General features: G+C 67.8%; 14 protein-coding genes. 7 read left to right on the top strand and 7 right to left on the bottom strand.

What is annotated here, in order from left to right; all coding sequences use genetic code 11:
- The first annotated feature begins 19 nt into the window (after nt 1–19).
- Complete coding sequence (gene ilvA, locus ACFXMV_RS10545; RefSeq protein ID WP_378503035.1) at nt 20–1,342, top strand: threonine ammonia-lyase IlvA; 1,323 nt, start codon at nt 20–22, stop codon at nt 1,340–1,342.
- Nucleotides 1,343–1,367: 25 nt separating this feature from the next.
- On the opposite strand, the gene ACFXMV_RS10540 is transcribed toward ilvA, so the two are convergent.
- On the bottom strand, nt 1,368–1,751 hold the full coding sequence (locus tag ACFXMV_RS10540; RefSeq protein WP_378499891.1) for a hypothetical protein: 384 nt from the start codon (nt 1,749–1,751) through the stop codon (nt 1,368–1,370).
- Between the two features lie 405 nt (nt 1,752–2,156).
- Between ACFXMV_RS10540 and ACFXMV_RS10535 the strand changes: the two genes are divergently transcribed.
- Genes ACFXMV_RS10535 through ACFXMV_RS10515 form a run of 5 tightly spaced genes read left to right on the top strand, consistent with a single transcriptional unit; the run spans nt 2,157 to nt 9,383 of the window.
- Complete coding sequence (locus tag ACFXMV_RS10535; protein WP_378502970.1) at nt 2,157–3,587, top strand: gamma-aminobutyraldehyde dehydrogenase; 1,431 nt, start codon at nt 2,157–2,159, stop codon at nt 3,585–3,587.
- Nucleotides 3,588–3,629: 42 nt separating this feature from the next.
- On the top strand, nt 3,630–4,985 hold the full coding sequence (gene gabT / locus ACFXMV_RS10530; RefSeq protein WP_378501764.1) for a 4-aminobutyrate--2-oxoglutarate transaminase: 1,356 nt from the start codon (nt 3,630–3,632) through the stop codon (nt 4,983–4,985).
- Between the two features lie 19 nt (nt 4,986–5,004).
- Nucleotides 5,005–6,951, top strand: a complete 1,947-nt coding sequence (locus ACFXMV_RS10525; RefSeq protein WP_378503034.1) for a primary-amine oxidase — start codon at nt 5,005–5,007, stop codon at nt 6,949–6,951.
- A gap of 16 nt (nt 6,952–6,967) precedes the next feature.
- Complete coding sequence (locus tag ACFXMV_RS10520; RefSeq protein ID WP_378501180.1) at nt 6,968–7,849, top strand: universal stress protein; 882 nt, start codon at nt 6,968–6,970, stop codon at nt 7,847–7,849.
- Nucleotides 7,842–9,383, top strand: coding sequence for an APC family permease (locus ACFXMV_RS10515; protein WP_378501179.1), 1,542 nt, complete (start codon nt 7,842–7,844; stop codon nt 9,381–9,383). Before ACFXMV_RS10520 ends, ACFXMV_RS10515 begins: the two co-directional genes overlap by 8 nt.
- A 9-nt stretch (nt 9,384–9,392) precedes the next feature.
- Here the strand turns inward: ACFXMV_RS10515 and ACFXMV_RS10510 are convergent, their stop codons facing one another.
- The 3 genes from ACFXMV_RS10510 to ACFXMV_RS10500 all read right to left on the bottom strand — a co-directional run bounded on the left by ACFXMV_RS10510 (nt 9,393) and on the right by ACFXMV_RS10500 (nt 12,070).
- Nucleotides 9,393–10,244: a sulfurtransferase gene (locus ACFXMV_RS10510; protein WP_378501178.1), complete on the bottom strand. Its 852-nt coding sequence runs from the start codon at nt 10,242–10,244 to the stop codon at nt 9,393–9,395.
- A 25-nt stretch (nt 10,245–10,269) separates the two neighbouring features.
- The gene (locus ACFXMV_RS10505) at nt 10,270–11,307 is read right to left on the bottom strand and encodes a sulfite oxidase (protein ID WP_378501177.1); all 1,038 of its coding nucleotides are present in this window, start codon (nt 11,305–11,307) and stop codon (nt 10,270–10,272) included.
- 235 nt (nt 11,308–11,542) lie between these two features.
- Nucleotides 11,543–12,070, bottom strand: coding sequence for a TetR/AcrR family transcriptional regulator (locus tag ACFXMV_RS10500; protein ID WP_378503033.1), 528 nt, complete (start codon nt 12,068–12,070; stop codon nt 11,543–11,545).
- 101 nt (nt 12,071–12,171) lie between these two features.
- Between ACFXMV_RS10500 and ACFXMV_RS10495 the strand changes: the two genes are divergently transcribed.
- Entirely contained in the window at nt 12,172–13,695 is a 1,524-nt protein-coding gene (locus tag ACFXMV_RS10495) for an MFS transporter (RefSeq protein WP_378502022.1), read from the top strand.
- Here the strand turns inward: ACFXMV_RS10495 and treZ are convergent.
- The 3 genes from treZ to ACFXMV_RS10480 all read right to left on the bottom strand — a co-directional run.
- Nucleotides 13,692–15,449 (bottom strand): malto-oligosyltrehalose trehalohydrolase, encoded by a 1,758-nt coding sequence (treZ, locus tag ACFXMV_RS10490; RefSeq protein WP_378502969.1) that lies wholly within the window; start codon nt 15,447–15,449, stop codon nt 13,692–13,694. The two genes, ACFXMV_RS10495 and treZ, sit on opposite strands and share 4 nt — an antisense overlap.
- Before the next feature lie 53 nt (nt 15,450–15,502).
- Nucleotides 15,503–15,739, bottom strand: coding sequence for a hypothetical protein (locus tag ACFXMV_RS10485; protein ID WP_378502483.1), 237 nt, complete (start codon nt 15,737–15,739; stop codon nt 15,503–15,505).
- Nucleotides 15,740–15,910: 171 nt separating this feature from the next.
- The coding region (locus ACFXMV_RS10480) for an HNH endonuclease signature motif containing protein (RefSeq protein ID WP_378614261.1) at nt 15,911–17,479 on the bottom strand (1,569 nt) is incomplete at its 5' end.

Genomic DNA, 17,479 nt, shown 5'->3' with positions numbered 1-17,479 from the left:
CCGGGAACTCGCCGACCTGATGGCCACGCTGCCGCTCGATGCGGATGAGATCGACGCCGCCCAGAAGCGAATTTCCGACGTTGTCGCCGTGACCCCGCTCCAGTTCAGTGCGAGGTTGTCCGCTGCGACGGGCGCACGGGTCTACCTCAAGCGCGAGGATCTGCAGGTGGTGCGGTCCTTCAAGCTGCGCGGCGCCTACAACCTGATGGTCCAGCTCACCGCCGCGGAGCGGGAGGTCGGCGTGGTGTGCGCCAGCGCGGGCAACCACGCGCAGGGCGTGGCCTACGCCTGCGCGGCGATGCAGATCCGAGGCCGGATCTACGTGCCTTCGAACACGCCGCGGCAGAAGCGGGACCGGATCAAGGCGCACGGTGGCTCGTTCGTCGAGTTGATCGCCACCGGGAAGACCTATGACGCCGCCGCAGCCGCGGCCAAGGACGACGTCGCGCGGACCGGGGCGACGATGGTGCCGCCGTTCGACGACCCGCGTACCGCCGCAGGTCAGGGCACCATCGCGGCCGAGATCGTCGAGCAGCTCGGCGAGGAGCCGGGGACCGTGATCGTCCCCGTCGGCGGCGGCGGGCTGATCGCAGGCATCGCCACCTACCTGCACGAGCGTTCGCCGCACACCGCGATCGTCGGCGTCGAGCCGAGCGGCGCCGCATCGATGACGGCGGCGCTCGTGGCGGGCGCGCCTGTGACGCTGCCCGAGATCGATCCCTTCGTGGACGGCACCGCCGTCCGGCGGATCGGCGACCTGCCGTTCGAGGTGATGTCCGCGCTGGGCGCAGGCATCGTCTCGCACGGTTCGCTGCCGCTGGTGACCCAGCCGCGTTCCGGCGTCGCGGGCGACGGCACGTTCGCGATGATCCACACGGACGAGGGCGCGGTCTGCACTGCGCTGCTCGGCCTCTACCAGAACGAGGGCATCATCGCCGAGCCGTCGGGTGCGCTGTCGGTGGCGGCGTTGGAGCTGGTGAAGGTCGAGCCAGGGACCACGGTGGTCTGTCTGATCTCAGGCGGTAACAACGACGTGTCGCGCTACGGCGAGATCCTGGAGCGTTCGTTGGTTCACCTCGGGCTCAAGCATTATTTTCTTGTGGACTTCCCGCAGGAGCCGGGTTCGTTGCGCCGGTTCCTCGACGAGGTCCTCGGTCCGGAGGACGACATCACCCTCTTCGAGTACGTCAAGCGGAACAACCGCGAGACGGGTGAGGCGTTGGTGGGGATCGAGCTGGGCTCGGCGTCGGGTCTGCCCTCGCTCCTGGAGCGAATGCATGGTTCCGGGATGCATGTCGAGCAGCTCGAGCCCGGCTCGCCTGCCTACCGCTACCTCACGTAGGCAGGGTGTCGGCCTGGCCGCCGGGTCAGGGGAGGGTGCGTACGAAGTCCCAGAAGGCCGGTGCCAGGGCGGGATTCGCGTTGCTCGCACCGATGGTGGCGCCGATCGCCGCGCCGGGGATGCAGCCGACGAAGATGAACAGGACGCACCCCACCACCGCTCCGACGCCCGCCCCGACATTTCCGCCACTCATCCAACCGATCTCGAGCTGCGTGATCATGTTGTCGTAGGCGCTCTGGCTGTAGACCTCGTGGGGTGCCAGCACGCCGGACAGCGGATCGGGGTTCTCGGAGGTCTGGTAGGTGACGGCCGCATCCGGGGGTGCCGGGGCGGCGTAGGAAGTGCCGGCGCCTATCCCCATCGTCGCGATGACCAATATGGAAAGCGTCGTGCCTTTGTGAAGTTTCACTTGGGGGCTCCTCTCATTCCAAGGAGACGGCCCCGATCGGGTCAAAGACCGTCCGGAACATCGCTTCGAATGATAACCGCCCGGTAGGCCCAATAGCCATCCTCGAAGTGCCGACGATCGCGATGACGGCGGGCTGCGTGTTACGCCGAAACCGCCTCTGAACAGTGCAATCCCGGATACTCTGATCGCACGCGGGAGGTGGCATCTGATGCCCGAACGGGCTCCTGTCATAACTGTCGGCGAGGGTGTGCCGCCGGTCTGCAGGGGTGTGGGCTGGCTGAAGGCGTACGCGCAGAACGAAACCCACTCCTCGGCCGGATCCGGTACGCCTGCGCGGATGCCGTGATGGGGCGCACACTTGGGGCAACTCGTGAATTCGCAGCCGTCCCTGAGGAGTGGGAATCCATGGCAGTCGACCTGCTCGAGAACTTCATCAACGGTCAGTTCGTCGCTTCCACCGCAACGGATTCGATCGAGGTGATCAACCCGGTGGACGAGACGGTGGTCGCGCGGGCCCCGATCTCCACGAAGGCCGACGTCGACGCCGCGGTCGCCGCGGCCCTGGAGGCGTTCAAGACGTGGGGCAGGACCACCCCGGGCGTCCGGCAGTCGGCGCTGCTCGCGCTGGCCGACGCGATCGAGGCGCACAGCGACGAGCTCGTCGAGGCCCAGTGCCGCAATACCGGTCAGCCCAAGGCGATCATCGCCGCGGAGGAGGTGAAGGTCGGGGCGGACCAGCTCCGGTTCTTCGCAGGCGCGGCCCGCATGCTCGAGGGCAAGTCCGCGGGCGAGTACATGGACGGCTTCACTTCCTACGTCCGGCGAGAACCGATCGGTGTCGTCGGTCAGGTGACGCCGTGGAACTACCCGTTCATGATGGCGATCTGGAAGATCGGGCCCGCCCTCGCTGCCGGGAACACGGTGGTGCTCAAGCCGAGCGACACCACGCCCGAGAGCACGCTGGTGCTCGCCCGGCTGTCGAAGGGGATCCTGCCCGATGGGGTGCTGAATGTCGTGCTCGGCAACGGCGGCACCGGCGCGACTCTCGTCGAGCATCAGGACCTCGGGCTGGTCTCGATCACCGGATCCGTCCGCGCCGGCATCGCGGTGGCGGTGTCGGCCGCGAAGCAGGTCAAGCGCGCTCACCTCGAACTCGGTGGCAAGGCGCCTGCGGTGGTCTTCGCGGATGTCGACGTCGACAAGGCCGCGGGCGGGATCGCGGAGGCCGCGTTCTTCAACGCGGGCCAGGACTGCACCGCCGTGACGAGGGTGCTGGTGCACGAGTCGATACACGACAAGTTCGTCGACGCCCTTGTGTCCAAGGCGAAGGGACTCAAGACCGGGCTGCCGGACGATCAGGACACGTTCTACGGCCCGCTCAACAACGTCAACCACTTCACCGCGGTGACCGGCAAGATCGCTGCGCTGCCCCCGCACGCGACGGTCGTCACCGGGGGGAAGCGGATCGGGGAGCGGGGCTTCTTCCTCGAGCCGACGGTCGTCACCGGCGTGCGACAGGACGACGACATCGTGCAGGAGGAGACCTTCGGCCCGGTGCTGACCGTGCAGGCCTTCGCCGACGAGGAGCAGGCCGTCGAACTCGCCAACGATGTCCGGTTCGGTCTCGCCTCGAGCGTGTGGACGAGGGACCACGGGACGGTCCAGCGAATGTCCGCCGCACTCGATTTCGGGGCGGTCTGGGTGAACTGCCACATCCCGCTTGTGGCGGAGATGCCGCACGGCGGCTTCAAGTACTCCGGTTACGGCAAGGATCTTTCGGCCTACGGGGTCGAGGACTACACCCGGCTCAAGCACGTCATGAGTTCCCACGACTGAGCGCGATTCGCACCCGCTCCCGCACACTCGAGGACAGCCACGATGGATGCACTCCAGTACCGATTGCCGCAGGAGCGAACGCTCATCACCCCGCTGCCCGGACCGAGATCGCAGGCCCTCATGGCGCGGCGCATGGCCTCGGTCGCGGCCGGCGTCGGATCCAGCGTCCCCGTCTATGCGGCGGACGCTGACGGCGGCGTGGTGGTCGACGTGGACGGGAACTCGCTCATCGACCTGGGGGCGGGGATCGCGGTCACGAGCGTCGGCGCCTCCAATCCCGCTATTGCCAAGGCCGTCTCCGAGCAGGCATCTCATTTCGCGCACACCTGTTTCATGGTGACCCCGTACGAGGGGTACGTTCGGGTGGCCGAGCAACTGGCCGCGTTGACCCCCGGCGACCACGAAAAGCGTTCGGTACTGTTCAATTCCGGCGCGGAGGCGGTCGAGAACGCCGTCAAGGTGGCGAGGCTGGCAACCGGGAGGAATGCCGTCGTCGCCTTCGATCACGCCTATCACGGCCGCACAAACCTGACGATGGCGCTGACCGCGAAGGCGATGCCCTACAAGGCGAACTTCGGCCCGTTCGCCCCGGAGATCTACCGGATGCCGATGTCCTATCCGTTCCGGGACGAGGCGGGCCTGAGCGGGGCCGACTCGGCACGCCGGGTGATAAGTCAGATCGAGAAGCAGATCGGCGCCGACACGGTGGCCGCGATCATCATCGAACCGATCCAGGGCGAGGGTGGGTTCATCGTGCCCGCACCGGGATTCCTGCCCGCGCTGGTCGAATGGGCGCGGGCGAACGGCGTCGTGTTCATCGCCGATGAGGTGCAGACCGGTTTCGCCCGCACCGGCGCCTGGTTCGCCAGCGAGGACGAGGCCATCGTGCCGGACATCATCACCATGGCCAAGGGCATCGCGGGCGGGCTGCCGCTCGCCGCGATCACCGGCAGGGCCGAACTGCTGGACGCGGTGCATCCCGGCGGGCTCGGCGGTACCTATGGCGGCAATCCGATCGCCTGCGCGGCCGCGCTCGCCGCGATCGACACCATTCGACTGCTCGACCTGCCCGCCCGGGCTCGGGACATCGGCGACATCGTCGTCGGTCGGCTCCGAACGCTGGCCGCCGAATTCGACGTCATCGGCGACGTCCGCGGCCGCGGGGCCATGCAGGCGATGGAGTTGGTGAGGCCGGGCGGCTCCGAACCGGACCCGGACATCACGAAGGCCATTGCGGCGCAGGCGTTCGAGCAGGGCGTCATCGTGCTCACCTGCGGCACCTACGGCAATGTGATCCGGCTGCTCCCGCCGCTGGTGATCGGCGAGGAACTGCTCGGCGAGGCCCTCGACGTGCTCGAAACAATCATCCGATCTCTGGCAGGGAGAAACCGTGGCTGAGGCATCGACGACACCACCGGTGACGGACACCTTCCATCCCCTCGACCCGCTGGCGGCCGACGAGTTCAGCGCCGTGTCCGCGTTGCTGACCCGCGAACACGGGGTCGGACCGGGCTGGCGGTATGCCTCGATCGAACTCGCCGAGCCGTCGAAGGCCGACGTCGCCGCGTTCGACGCGCGGTCGGTCGTGCCGGACCGGCGCGCGCATGTGGTGTGCTTCGATCGCGCCGAGAACAAGACCTACAAGGCGTTGGTCTCGCTGACGGCGGACGCTGTGCTGTCCTGGCGGCACATTCCGGGTGTGCAGGCGAACTTCACCGTGGACGAGTGGGAGGAGTGCGACGAGGTCCTGCGCAATCATCCGGACGTCGTTGCCGCGCTGGCGAAGCGGGGGATCACCGACATGAGCCTGGTGTTCATGGACACCTGGACCTACGGCGACGCCGTCATCCCCGACAAGTACCGGGGTCGACGGCTCGGCTGGTCCGACACCTGGGTCAAGGCAGTCGAGGGTGCGAATCCCTATGCGGGACCGGTCAACGGCTTCCACTGCGTGATCGACGTCAACGCCATGGAGTTGCTCGAAATCGAGGACACCTTCGTCGTGGACCGGCCGGAGATCATGGGGGAGTATGTCCCGCGGTACATCCCGGAGCGGATCCGCGACGCCAGCACGAGGGAACCGCTCAAGCCACTGGAGATCACCCAGCCGGACGGTCCCTCCTTCGAGTTGAACGGCAATCGGCTGACCTGGCAGAACTGGTCGCTGCGGGTGGGCTTCAACTACCGCGAGGGTATGACCCTGCACGCGATCACCTACGACGACAACGGCCGTGAGCGCTCGATCGCCAACCGGCTCTCGTTCGCGGAGATGGTCGTGCCGTATCGCGACCACTGCGACGATCACTACCGCCGCACCGCCTTCGACATCGGCGAGTGGGGCATCGGCTTCATGACCACGTCGCTCGAACTGGGCTGCGACTGCCTCGGAGAGATCAGGTACCTCGACGCGGTTCTGCACAACAGCAAGGGCGAGCCCTACACGATCAGGAACGCGATCTGCATCCACGAGGAGGACAACGCGGTCCTGTGGAAGCACGTCGACCACGACGGGGCGCAGGTGCGCCGGATGCGCAGGCTCACGGTGTCCTTCCACGTGACGGTGGCGAACTACGAGTACCTCACCTACTGGCGGTTCTACCAGGACGGCAACATCGAATGCGAGGTCCGGGCGACGGGGATCATGGTGGTCAGCCACTTCGACGAGGGCGTGGCGCACCCGCACGGCACCCTCGTGGACCGGCGCACCTACGCGCCGTACCACCAGCACTTCCTGGTCGCCCGGATGGACCTCGACGTGGACGGCACCGAGAACACGGTGTACGCCACCGAGACCGAGATGGTCCCGATCGGCCCGGACAATCCGTACGGATTGTCGTTGCGACAGAAGAACACCCGGTTGCGGACCGAAGAGGACGGCAAGCAGGACTTCGACTGGCAGACCCAGCGGGCCTGGAAGGTCGTCAACGACAACACCACCAACGGGCTCGGCACCGCACCGTCGTACAAGCTGGTTCCGGGCGGGGCCTTCCCCTCGATGTTCGATCCGGCATCGCCGATCTTTCAGCGCAGCCAGGTGATCGGACACACCGTGTGGGTCACGCCGAACGACCCGGATGAGCGCTGGCCTGCTGGCGAATTCGTCAATCAGAGCGGTGTCGACCACGGACTGCCCGAGTGGACCAGGGCGAATCGGTCGATCGAGAACACCGATGTGGTGCTCTGGTACGTCTTCGGGATCCACCACATCACCCGGCCCGAGGACTGGCCGGTGATGCCCGCGGACACGGTGAGCTTCTGGCTCAAACCGGTCGGCTTCTTCGACCGCAATCCCGCGCTGGACGTGGCGCCGACCCCGTCGAAGGCCTGTCACACGGAGGACCCCGACGAACACTGCTGTCACTGAAGATTGGTTGGCCGACATGCGACTGGTAGTTGGTTATCTCGCGACTCCGAGCGGTGCGGACGGTCTCGCGCTCGGCGTTCAGCTCGCCCGCAGTCTGGGGGCTGAGATCGACATCTGCCTCGTCCTCCCGCCCGAGTCGACGGTCCCCACGAGGATCCCGACAGACTCGTACGAGGACCTCCTCTCCGATCAGGCGGTGGAATGGCTGGTCGAGGCCCGCGCCATGGTGCCGGATGACGTCACCTCCCGGACCCACCTGCGCTCCAACGAGTCCTTCGCGCAGGGCCTGCTGGACATCGCCCACGAACTCGACGCCGAGATGATCGTCATCGGCGCGGCCGGGGACGGGCTGCTCGGGCGGCACTCGATCGGGTCGGTGACCGGCGAACTCCTGCACTGCGCACACCTGTCGATGGCGCTCGCGCCGCGGGGGCTCAGACATTCGACCGCCAAGCGGATTCGCAGCGTCACCTGCGCGCTCGGTACCCGTCCCGGTGCCGAAGTGCTACTGCGAGAGGCGGTGCGGGTGAGTCGGTTGTCGGCATCGCCGCTCCGGCTGGTCTCGCTGGTGCCGCTGGACATGTCCACCCGCAGGCGGTCGGACACTGCGGAGTCGGCGCGCAGGCGCAGCATCGAGCATGCGCGTGACATCCTCGAGACGGCCAAATCCGGTCTGCCCGAGGACATCGCCGTCGACTCTCAGGTCGCGGACGGATCGAGCGTCGAGTCGGCGGTGAGCAAGCTCGAATGGACCGACGGGGACCTGATCATGGTCGGCTCCAGCCGGCTCGCGCGTCCCCGCCACATCTTCCTCGGATCGACCGCGGACAAGATGCTGCGCGTCGTTCCGGTCCCCATGATCGTCGTTCCGAAAGAGGAGGCGGCTGATCATGACTGATCGAGTGGAGGGTCAACCGTCTGGACTGATCTCCAAGGGGCTCGCGGCGAACAAGGTCGGCACCCTGTCCGGCGCGATCATCGGGATCTCGTGTGTTGCGCCCGGGTACACCCTCACCGCGAGCATCGGTTTGATCGTTGCCGCGGTGGGCCTGAAGATGCCGGCCATCTTCATCGCCGGGTTCATCCCGATGTTCCTGACCGCGTACGCGTACCGGGAGCTCAACTCGGATTCACCCGACAGCGGGGCGTCGTTCACCTGGTCCACCAAGGCATTCGGGCCCTACGTCGGTTGGATGTGCGGCTGGGGGATGGTGATGGCGACAATCATTGTGCTGTCCAACCTGGCCGCGATCGCCGTCGAATTCTTCTACCTCTTCGTGGCCCGGGTGTTCGACAGTCCCGGGATCGCCGACCTGGCAGGCAACAGGGCCGTGAACATCGCCACCACGCTGACGTTTCTTGCGGTGGCGACCTGGGTTTCCGGCCGCGGCATCACCACGAGCGAACGTGTGCAGTTCGTGTTGGTCGGATTCCAGATGATCGTGTTGCTGGCCTTCGTGGTTGTCGCCTTCGTGCACGTGGCCAACGGCTCGGCGCCCGCCGACCTGAGCTTCAGCCTCGACTGGTTCAATCCGCTGCACGGCCTCGCGATCGGGGCCTTCGTGGTCGGCGTGACGGGCTCCATCTTCGCGTTCTGGGGATGGGACGCGTGCCTGACCCTCGGCGAGGAGTCGAAGAACCCCAAGAAGACTCCCGGTCGGGCGGGGTTGCTGTGCGTCGTGTCGATCCTGGTGACCTACCTGCTCGTCGCGGTCGCCGTGATGATGTACGCAGGCGTCGGCGAGGAGGGACTCGGTCTTGGCAATCCGGACAACGCGGACAACGTGTTCGGGGCGCTGGCCGAGCCGGTGATGGGCAACTGGGCGGGCTTGCTGCTGTTCCTGGCCGTCCTCGCGTCCTCGGCCGCGAGCCTGCAGACGACGTTCCTGCCCGCGGCCCGGACGATGCTGGCGATGGGCGCCTACCGCGCCTTCCCCAGCAAGCTCGCCGAGGTCAACCCGCGGTTCCTGGTGCCGACCTACGCCACCGTGGTGGCGGGGGTTGTGACGGGCGCTTTCTATACCGTGGTGACGCTGCTCTCGGAGCGGACGCTGCTCGATACCATTGCCGCGCTTGGCATCATGATCTGCTGGTACTACGGGATCACCGCATTCGCCTGCGTCTGGTATTTCCGGCACGAGCTCTTCACCAGCGTCAGGAACGTCGTGTTCAAGTTCCTGTTCCCCCTGCTCGGCGGCCTGATGCTGGCGGCGGTGTTCGTCATCTCGATCGGCGAGAGCATGGACCCGGAGAACGGCAGCGGCGCCTCCATCGGCGGCGTCGGCCTGGTGTTCTACATGGGATTCGGTGTGCTGCTGCTCGGCGCCGTGCTGATGGTGGTCATGCGGCTGACGAGGCCGGACTTCTTCCTCGGTCGGACGCTGACCCGGGACACGCCCGCGCTGTCCGGTTCGGCCGACGTCCTGAACTGAGCGTGCTGCTCAACCCTTCTCGACCGGAACTGCGACCATCGAGCCGTACTCGGTCCACGAGCCGTCGTAGTTGCGCACGTTCGGATAGCCGAGCAGTTCGGTGAGTGCGAACCAGGTGTGGGAGGAGCGTTCGCCGATCCGGCAGTAGGCGATCACCGGATGGTCCGCGGTGATGCCGTTCTCCGCGTACAGGGCCGCCAGCTCGGTCGCGGACTTGAAGGTGCCGTCGTCGTTCGCCGCGCGCGCCCATGGGATGTTGGCCGCCCCGGGAATGTGTCCCGGCACATAGGCCTGCTCCTGCGGCAGGTGGTCGGGCGCCAGCTTCTCGCCGCTGTATTCCTCGGGGGAGCGGACGTCGACGAGCCGGGTCGCTCCGCCCTCCTCGGCGAGGACCTCGTCCCGCATGGCACGGATCTCGGGTCGCTCGGGTCCGGTGAGCGTGACGGCGGTAGGTTCCACGCGCGGCGTGTCCAGGGTCTGGGGTCGATTCTCGAGCTCCCACTTGGTGCGTCCGCCGTTGAGCAGCGCGACCGCGTCGAATCCGCGCAGCCGCAGAATCCAGTAGGCGTATGCGGCGAACCAGTTGTGGTTGCCGCCGTAGAGCACCAGCCGGGTGCTGCCGGTGACGCCTGCCGCGGCCAGGAGCGCGGCCAGGGCGTCGCGGTCGAGGTAGTCGCGCACGACCGGCGTGTGCAGGTCCGTGGTCCAATTCCAGGCGACCGCATCGGGGATGTGACCCCGCTCGTAGGCGGTGGTGTCCTCGTCCACCTCGATGATGCGGAGTGCCGGGTCGTCGAGGTGATCTCCCAGCCACTGCGTGCTGACCAGCGCCTCGGGGTTTGCGTATCCATTGGCGGTCATGCGATTGCTGCCTTTCGTTTCTGACCTAGACCATCGTGATCTCGATGGCGCTGACGGCGTTGTTGCCGAACCCGAGCGCGTTCCACTCCGCGGACGACGGCTGGACGTGGCCGAGTCGGTCGGTGGCCCGGGCCTGCACGCGCAGGCGCCCGGGTTCGGGGGCGGCCGCGGTGAAAGACCAGTGACTCCACCCGCATCCGGCGGGTGTCGCCGGACGGACCTGTGCGCCAAGCCAGCTCGCGCCGCCATCGATGGAGACCTCGACCCGCTCGACGGGGGCCTCACCGGACCAGGCGTGCCCCGTGATGGTGACCGGGCCGCGCGGCAGCACCGCGCCCTCGCGCGGCGAGGAGATCAGCGATTGCACCCGTAGTCGTTGCACCGGCGTCACGGCGGAGTCGTCGGGGCGGCGGTAGACGTACTCGGTCTGGAATCGCCCGCGGAACGGGGTGGTGACGGCGGTGATGTGCGTCAGCCACTTGACGCTCGCGACGCCGTACCAGCCGGGGACGACCAACCGCACAGGGGCGCCGTGGTCCGGGGTCAGCGGCGCTCCGCCCATCTCACCTGCGAGCAGGACGCCGGGGTGCACGGCGTCGGCGACCGCGAGGCTGCGTTCGAACCCGTCGGCCCCGGCGAACACGATTTCGCAGGCAGACCGGTCCAGGCCCGCATGGTCGAGCACCGCGCGAAGCGGCGTGCCGACGAAGTGGGCGCAACCCGCGGCGCGTTGGCCCCATGGCACGCCTGGCGGGCGCGGGCGCATCCGTGCCCGCCCATTGCCTGCGCACTCGAGGACCGCCTCCACCTCGGCGGTAGCCAAGTCCGATAGCTGCCGGTAGGTCAATGTCACCGGTCGGCGGACGGCGCCGTCGACCCGGAGTCGCCAGGCTGGTACGTCCAGGCGCGGGGTGGCGAAGTGGTTGCGGACGAAGAACGCGGCGGGGTCGGTGAGCGGTTCGCCGATCGCGTCGCGCGCGGTCTCCGCGTTGAACGGGTCTGCCGTGACGGTTTCCGGGCCCGGTCCGGGCCGGCCGAGAGGCGGTGATCGCAGCTGTCGCATAGCCACGCCTCCACTAGAGCTACCTCGAATCTACGACCGGGTGGCGGCGAACGCCAGAGTCAGGCGCGTGTCTAGGGCGTGTCTCCCAATCCCCATTTCGGCGCCCCTGACGTCCAATCGCCGCCCTGCGGCGTTGTCGTCGTCGCCGATACAACAGCGGTATCGGCTCCTCCTCCGCCTTACCGGACGACGATTGTCTCGCCAGGTGCATCCGAGAGGGATTAGGAGACACGCCCTAGCCGTCTGTGCGGTTGAGGAGGCGGTCGACGACCTTCCGGTGCAGTTCGGGATGGGGCTGAGGCAGGCCAAGGAGCGCCGCGAGGTAGATGCCGTCGCCGACCAGCCGGACGATTTCGGCCTGGACCGGATCGTCGAACTCGGCGCGCAGGCCCTCGTCCCAGGACCGCATCATGTCGATGACGGCCTGCTGGATCTCGCCCTGTTGGCCGTCCACCGAGCGCAGCGCGGCGATCGTTGACTGGAAGAGGGCGAGCTCGTTGGTGGTGTTGGCGTCCATGGTCTGCAGGTACCACTCGGAGACCGAGGTGCCCGCCTCCGCGAGCTGCTGATCCGAACGCTCGCCGAGCCGTCGGACCATGCCTGCGAGCAGGGCCTCCTTGCTGCGGAAGTGGTAGAGCAGTCCGCCCTTGGAAACGCCTGCCTCGGCTGCCACCGCCTCGAGGGTGATCTGCGAGAGCCCGCGCTCGAGCAGGAGCCGCTCGAGGGCGTCGAGGATCCGGTCACGGGTGTCTGTCACGAGGATCACTGTACCGGCTGGACGGTTGGCTGCTAACCTGAGAGGCGCGACTGTACCGGCTGGACGGTTCAGTCGAATTCTGATTCCGAAACATTTTGGGAGTAACCGTGTCTGTCATCGCAGACAAAGAACTGGCGAACCTGTCCGACGTGCGGGCGAGCGCCCGCGACTGGCTCGGTCTGGTCGTGCTGGCATTCGCAGTCCTGCTGATCTCGGTGGACGCGACGGTCCTGGATCTGGCGCTGCCGTTCATCAGCGCCGACCTCGCGCCGAGCAGCACCCAGTTGCTCTGGATCATCGACGTCTACTCCTTCGTGCTCGCTGGTCTCCTCGTCACGATGGGCACGCTCGGTGACCGGATCGGCAGGCGTCGGCTGCTGCTGATCGGCGCCGCCGGGTTCGGTCTCGCGTCGATGGTCGCCGCGTGGTCGGTGAGTCCGGAGATGCTGATCGCGGCCCGCGTGCTGCAGGGCGTCTCGGGTGCCACGCTGATGCCGGCGACCCTCGGCCTGATCCGCACCATCTTCGTGAACCCGCGTCAGCGCACCACCGCGATCGGCGTGTGGGGTGCGATGGCGGGCGGCGGCGCGGCGGCAGGACCACTGGTCGGCGGCTGGCTGCTCGAACACTTCTGGTGGGGCTCGGTGTTTCTCATCAACCTCCCGGTGATGCTGGGGCTCATCGTCTTCGGCCCGATGGTGATCAAGGAGGCGAAGGACCCGAACCCGGGCCGATTCGACCTGCCGAGCGCCGGTCTGTCCATGCTCGCGATGATCCCGCTGGTGTACGCGGTCAAGGAGTCGGTCGTGCACGGACCCACCACCACGCTGGCGGGGATCGGTGCGGTGGGTGTGGTCGCGGGTTGGGCCTTCGTCCGCAGGCAGCGGACCCTCGAGGATCCGATGCTCGACCTCAGCCTGTTCGGTCGGCCCGCGTTCTCGACCGCGGTGCTGACGAACCTGCTGTCGGTGTTCGCGCTCGCCGGTGTGCTGTTCTTCGGATCTCAGTATCTGCAGTTGGTGCTGGATAAGACGCCGTTGCAGGCCGGTCTGCTGATGCTGCCGGGCACGGCCATGAGCGTCATCTTCTCGCTGCTGGCGGCCTGGCTGGTGCGCCGCTGGCAACCGGGAACAGTGCTGAGCGTCGGCCTGGTTGTCACGGCGATCGGTGCCGCGGCGATGATGTGGCTGAGTGCCGACGGCGGTGCCGGGTTGTTTGTCGCGGGCTTCATGTTGGCCGGTGTCGGCGTCGGTATCGCGCTGACGTTGACCTCGGACCTGGTGATCGGCTCGGTGGAACCGGAGCGGGCGGGTGCCGCGTCGGCGGTGTCCGAGACCGCCTACGAACTCGGTATTGCCCTTGGTGTCGCGGTCCTGGGCAGCGTCGTGCTGGCGATCTTCCGTCAGGGCCTCGACGTGTCCGCCTTCGGTGCGGAGGACGGGCACATCGCGCAGGAGACCCTCGGCGGCGCGGTGGCGGTTGCCGAGGCGGCGCCGGATGCGGTTGGAGCGCAGTTGCTGGAATCCGCGCACCTGGCCTTCGTCGATGGCATGCACGTGGCGGCCTTGGTGACCGCGATCGTCCTGTTGGCCAATGCGGTCCTGGTGTACCGGATGATGCGGTCGCGTTAGCCGGCCGCCGGGGAGCTCCCGGCGTCGAGTACGGCGAAGGAATGCCCGGGGATGACGGTCGCGGCGCCGGTTTCGTCCTGGCTCGGCGGTTCCCACCACAGCAGTGGGTTGCCGCCGACCGGGACGGTCACGGGAGCGGGGCCCAGGTTGCAGGCGACCCGAGTGTCGCCGCGGTGCAGCACGATCCAGCGCGCATCCTCGTCGTAGTCCACGACCAGGTGTTCGAGCCACGGATCGGTCAGGTCGGATCGAGCGGCGCGCAACGCGATCAGGTCGCGGTAGCAGTCGAGCAGCCGTAGGTGCTCGGGATCGGCGATCTCGTCCCAATTCAGCTTGGACCGCAGGAAAGTCTCCGGATCCTGCGGGTCGGGGACGGCGTCGCCCGCCCAGCCGTGCTCGGCGAACTCGCGCCTGCGGCCGGACGCCGTGGCCGCGGCGAGCTCCGGTTCGGGGTGCGAGGTGAAGAACTGGAAGGGCGTTCGCGCGCCCCACTCCTCGCCCATGAACAGCATCGGCGTGTAGGGCGAGCCCAGCACCAGCGCCGCCCTGACCGCGAGCTGACCCGGGGTCAGGTAGTCCCCGGGACGATCGCCGGTCGCGCGGTTGCCCACCTGGTCGTGGGTGCAGGTGTATGCGAGCAGCGAGCTGGCGGGGGTGCGCCGAACGTCGAGTGGCCGGCCGTGTGTCCGGCCGCGGAAACTGGAGTAGGTCCCGGCGTGGAAGAAGCCCTGACGCAGGGTGGTGGCCAGGCACTGGAGCGAGCCGAAATCGCCGTAGTAGCCCTGCCGTTCGCCGGACACCGCGGCGTGCACGGCATGGTGGATGTCGTCGTTCCACTGCGCGCCGAGTCCGTGGCCGCCTGCGGACCGCGGTGCGATGAGGGTGGGGTCGTTGAGGTCACTCTCGGCGATCAGCGTCAATGGTTTGCGCAGGTGCGTTGACAGCGTCTCGGTTTCGACGGCCAGCTCCTCCAACAGATGGGTGGCGCTCTGGTCGACCAGCGCGTGCACGGCATCGAGGCGCAGCGCGTCGATGTGGAAGTCGCGCAGCCAGCGCAGGGCGTTGTCGATGATGTACCGCCGGACCTCACCCGAAGACCGGCCCGCAATGTTGACCGCTGCGCCCCAGGGGTTCTCGCTGTCCGTGACGTACGGCCCGTACCGGTCGAGGTAGTTGCCGGACGGGCCGAGATGGTTGTAGACCACGTCGAGGATCACGCCGAGACCCCGACGGTGGCAGGCGTCGACCAGTCGCTGCAACCCGTCGGGCCCGCCGTACGGCTCGTGCACGGTGTACCAGAGGACACCGTCGTAGCCCCAGTTGTGTTCGCCGTTGAATCCGTTCACCGGCATCAGCTCGACGAACCCGATGCCGAGGTCCACGAGGTGGTCCAGGCGGGCGATGGCGGCGTCGAAGGTGCCCTCGGGGGTGAAGGTTCCGACGTGCAGCTCGTAGACGACGTTGCCCGCGAGCCTGCGTCCGGTCCAGTCCCGGTCCGTCCAGACGTCCGGGTCGACCGTGTGCAGTTGCGAGGGCGCGTGCACGCCATCGGGTTGTCGCGGCGAGCGCGGGTCGGGCAGCACCGCGGGGTCGTCGCCCAGGACGTAGCCGTAGCGGCTGTCCGGGTTCGCGGGCACTGCGGCGCGCCACCAGCCGTCGTCGTCGCGCGACATCGGATGCAGGACTCCGTCCAGGTGCAGCTGAACCTGACTCGGGGTGGGAGCCCAGACCTCGAAACGATGCGCGGAAGTCATCGTCTCAGCATGCCGGACCGTGGCCGCCGGTGCGTGAGGATCCCGGGTGTTGGTCAGGTAGGCGGTGCGGGAAGCGGATTGATGATGTCGCTGTCCCAGGTCACCCGCTGGGTGTCGAGGACGGGCATCGCCAACCGCTCGACGTGGGCCGGGACCTCGACCGCGTTGAATCCTTCCCAGAGCGCGAACCAACACGTCTCGGCCGTCGCGGTGAAGGGCTTCAGTGCATCGGCGAGCAGGCGTACCTCGGCGACAGGAAGCCGACCCTTCCTCGGTTCGTCGTTCCACACGCCGGGCTGCTCCTCAACCCGCCATGAGCCGGTGATCGACCCCCATTCCATCGCGGGGCGGGCCGTGGTTTGCAGACAGCTGCAATCCCCGTGCGCGCCAGGACACGTCATCGTTCACGGATCCAGGATTTCACCTGCGTGTGTTGTGCACGGTCAGGCGCGGGGCGCGAGTCAGAACGGTGGCGGATCCGGCGGTGTCGGCGGTGTCGATGGCGGGATGTAGCCGCGGCGGCCGACGATGTGCGGGGATGGGGTATCGATGGTGTTGTTTCCGTGGGCGCCTGCCGGGAGGGTGACGGCGGTGGTGCCGGTGTTCGAGGTCCAGAGCAGGGCGTGGCCGGGCAGTGCTATCACCCGCCAGAAGCCGAGCGTCTTGAGTTGGTGATGAAACTGGCACAGGCATTGCAGGTTGGTGACGATGGTCCAGCCGCCGGAAGCCGGGTTGTAGAGCCAGTATTCGATGATGTGGTCGAGTTGGCATTGTGCTGCCGGGCGGGTGCATCCGGGGAATCGGCAGTGGCCGTCGCGGGCGCGGACGAGTGCGGTGGTGGCTGCGTCGGGGCGGTAGGTCAGTGCGCCGTCTGGCGGGGTGGTGAGGCCGCCGTGTCCGTCGGGGTATTGCGGGCGGGCCAGGGTGGGGTCGGCCTCGATGGCGGCGGTGATCGCGTCGATGATGGTGCCGACGCTGGTCGGGGCCGGTGTGGTTGTCGAGGTGCCCGGCTCGGCGGTGGTGCCGGTGCCTTGTGCGGTGTCATGCACTGGCTGAGTTGTTGACCCCGGCCGCGTGGTTTCGGGCGGTGGATTCGGGTGGCGGCGTTGGGCTCGCGGTGGTGGTGGTGTGATGCACGGCTGCGCCGGGGGTAGCGTCCCGAATTCGGGGACGTAGCCGGCCTTGCGGCGGTTGCCGCGGGCGAGGAACGAGCGCAGGCAGAACCGCATCGGAAGCGGCGCGGATGGTGGTGGCGGAGTGCCGGGTTCGTGCGGGTCGGGATCGGGGTTGGGTGGGTCGGGCTCGGCCTGGGCAGACGTGTCCGTCTCCGAGTCGACGTCAGGTTCTGACTCCGCTTCTGGCTCGGGCTCGGGTCCAGCCTCGCGATCCGGTTCCGGTTCCGGGGCAATGTCATCAGGTGGTTCGGCGGCCGCAGCCGATTCGGCCGCGCTGAAATCGGATTCGCCGGAATCACTATCGCGGGTGCACCTCAGGCCGTCATCGCCCCGGGTCGCACCGGCGCCGATAGTGCCATTCTCGGCCTCGGCCTCGGCGCCGTCGGCTGCGCTGTTATCGGCGTCGGCGTTGCTCTCGACGTCGGTATCGGTGTCACTTCCATCGTCGTCGTGGTTGATCAGGCCGAGCTCCTCAGCCAGATCCAGTGCCTCGGTGAGCAATGCCTGCCACGTCCCGTCCGTGGCCAACCTCCGCGCCAACTCCGGGTCGATCAGCCCGTGCCCATGCAGATACGCCGGCCGCGACAGCAACCCCAGCAGCGTCGCCACATCCATCGTGATCTGCGTCAACGGTGCCCGCCGACCGGGCAACGCGGTACGCCCCGCCTGCGAGCAGTCGTCCCGCTCGCAGCTGCACTGCAGGTACGGCTCGCCGTGCATGATCGCCATGATCGCGTCCACCAGCAGGTACTGCTTGCCACGCTTGTCGTGCGGGCACACCGTCGCCGCGAACTCGGCGACCAACTGCATCACCTGCTCCGCCTCCTCCGGCGACACGGTCACCTCGATGGTCGA

Origin of the sequence: Rhodococcus sp. NPDC059179, assembly GCF_042754885.1 — a bacterium.
GTDB lineage: Bacteria > Actinomycetota > Actinomycetes > Mycobacteriales > Mycobacteriaceae > Rhodococcus_G.
Note: the sequence above shows the minus strand (reverse complement) of the source record. Positions and strands in the feature narration are given on the sequence as shown.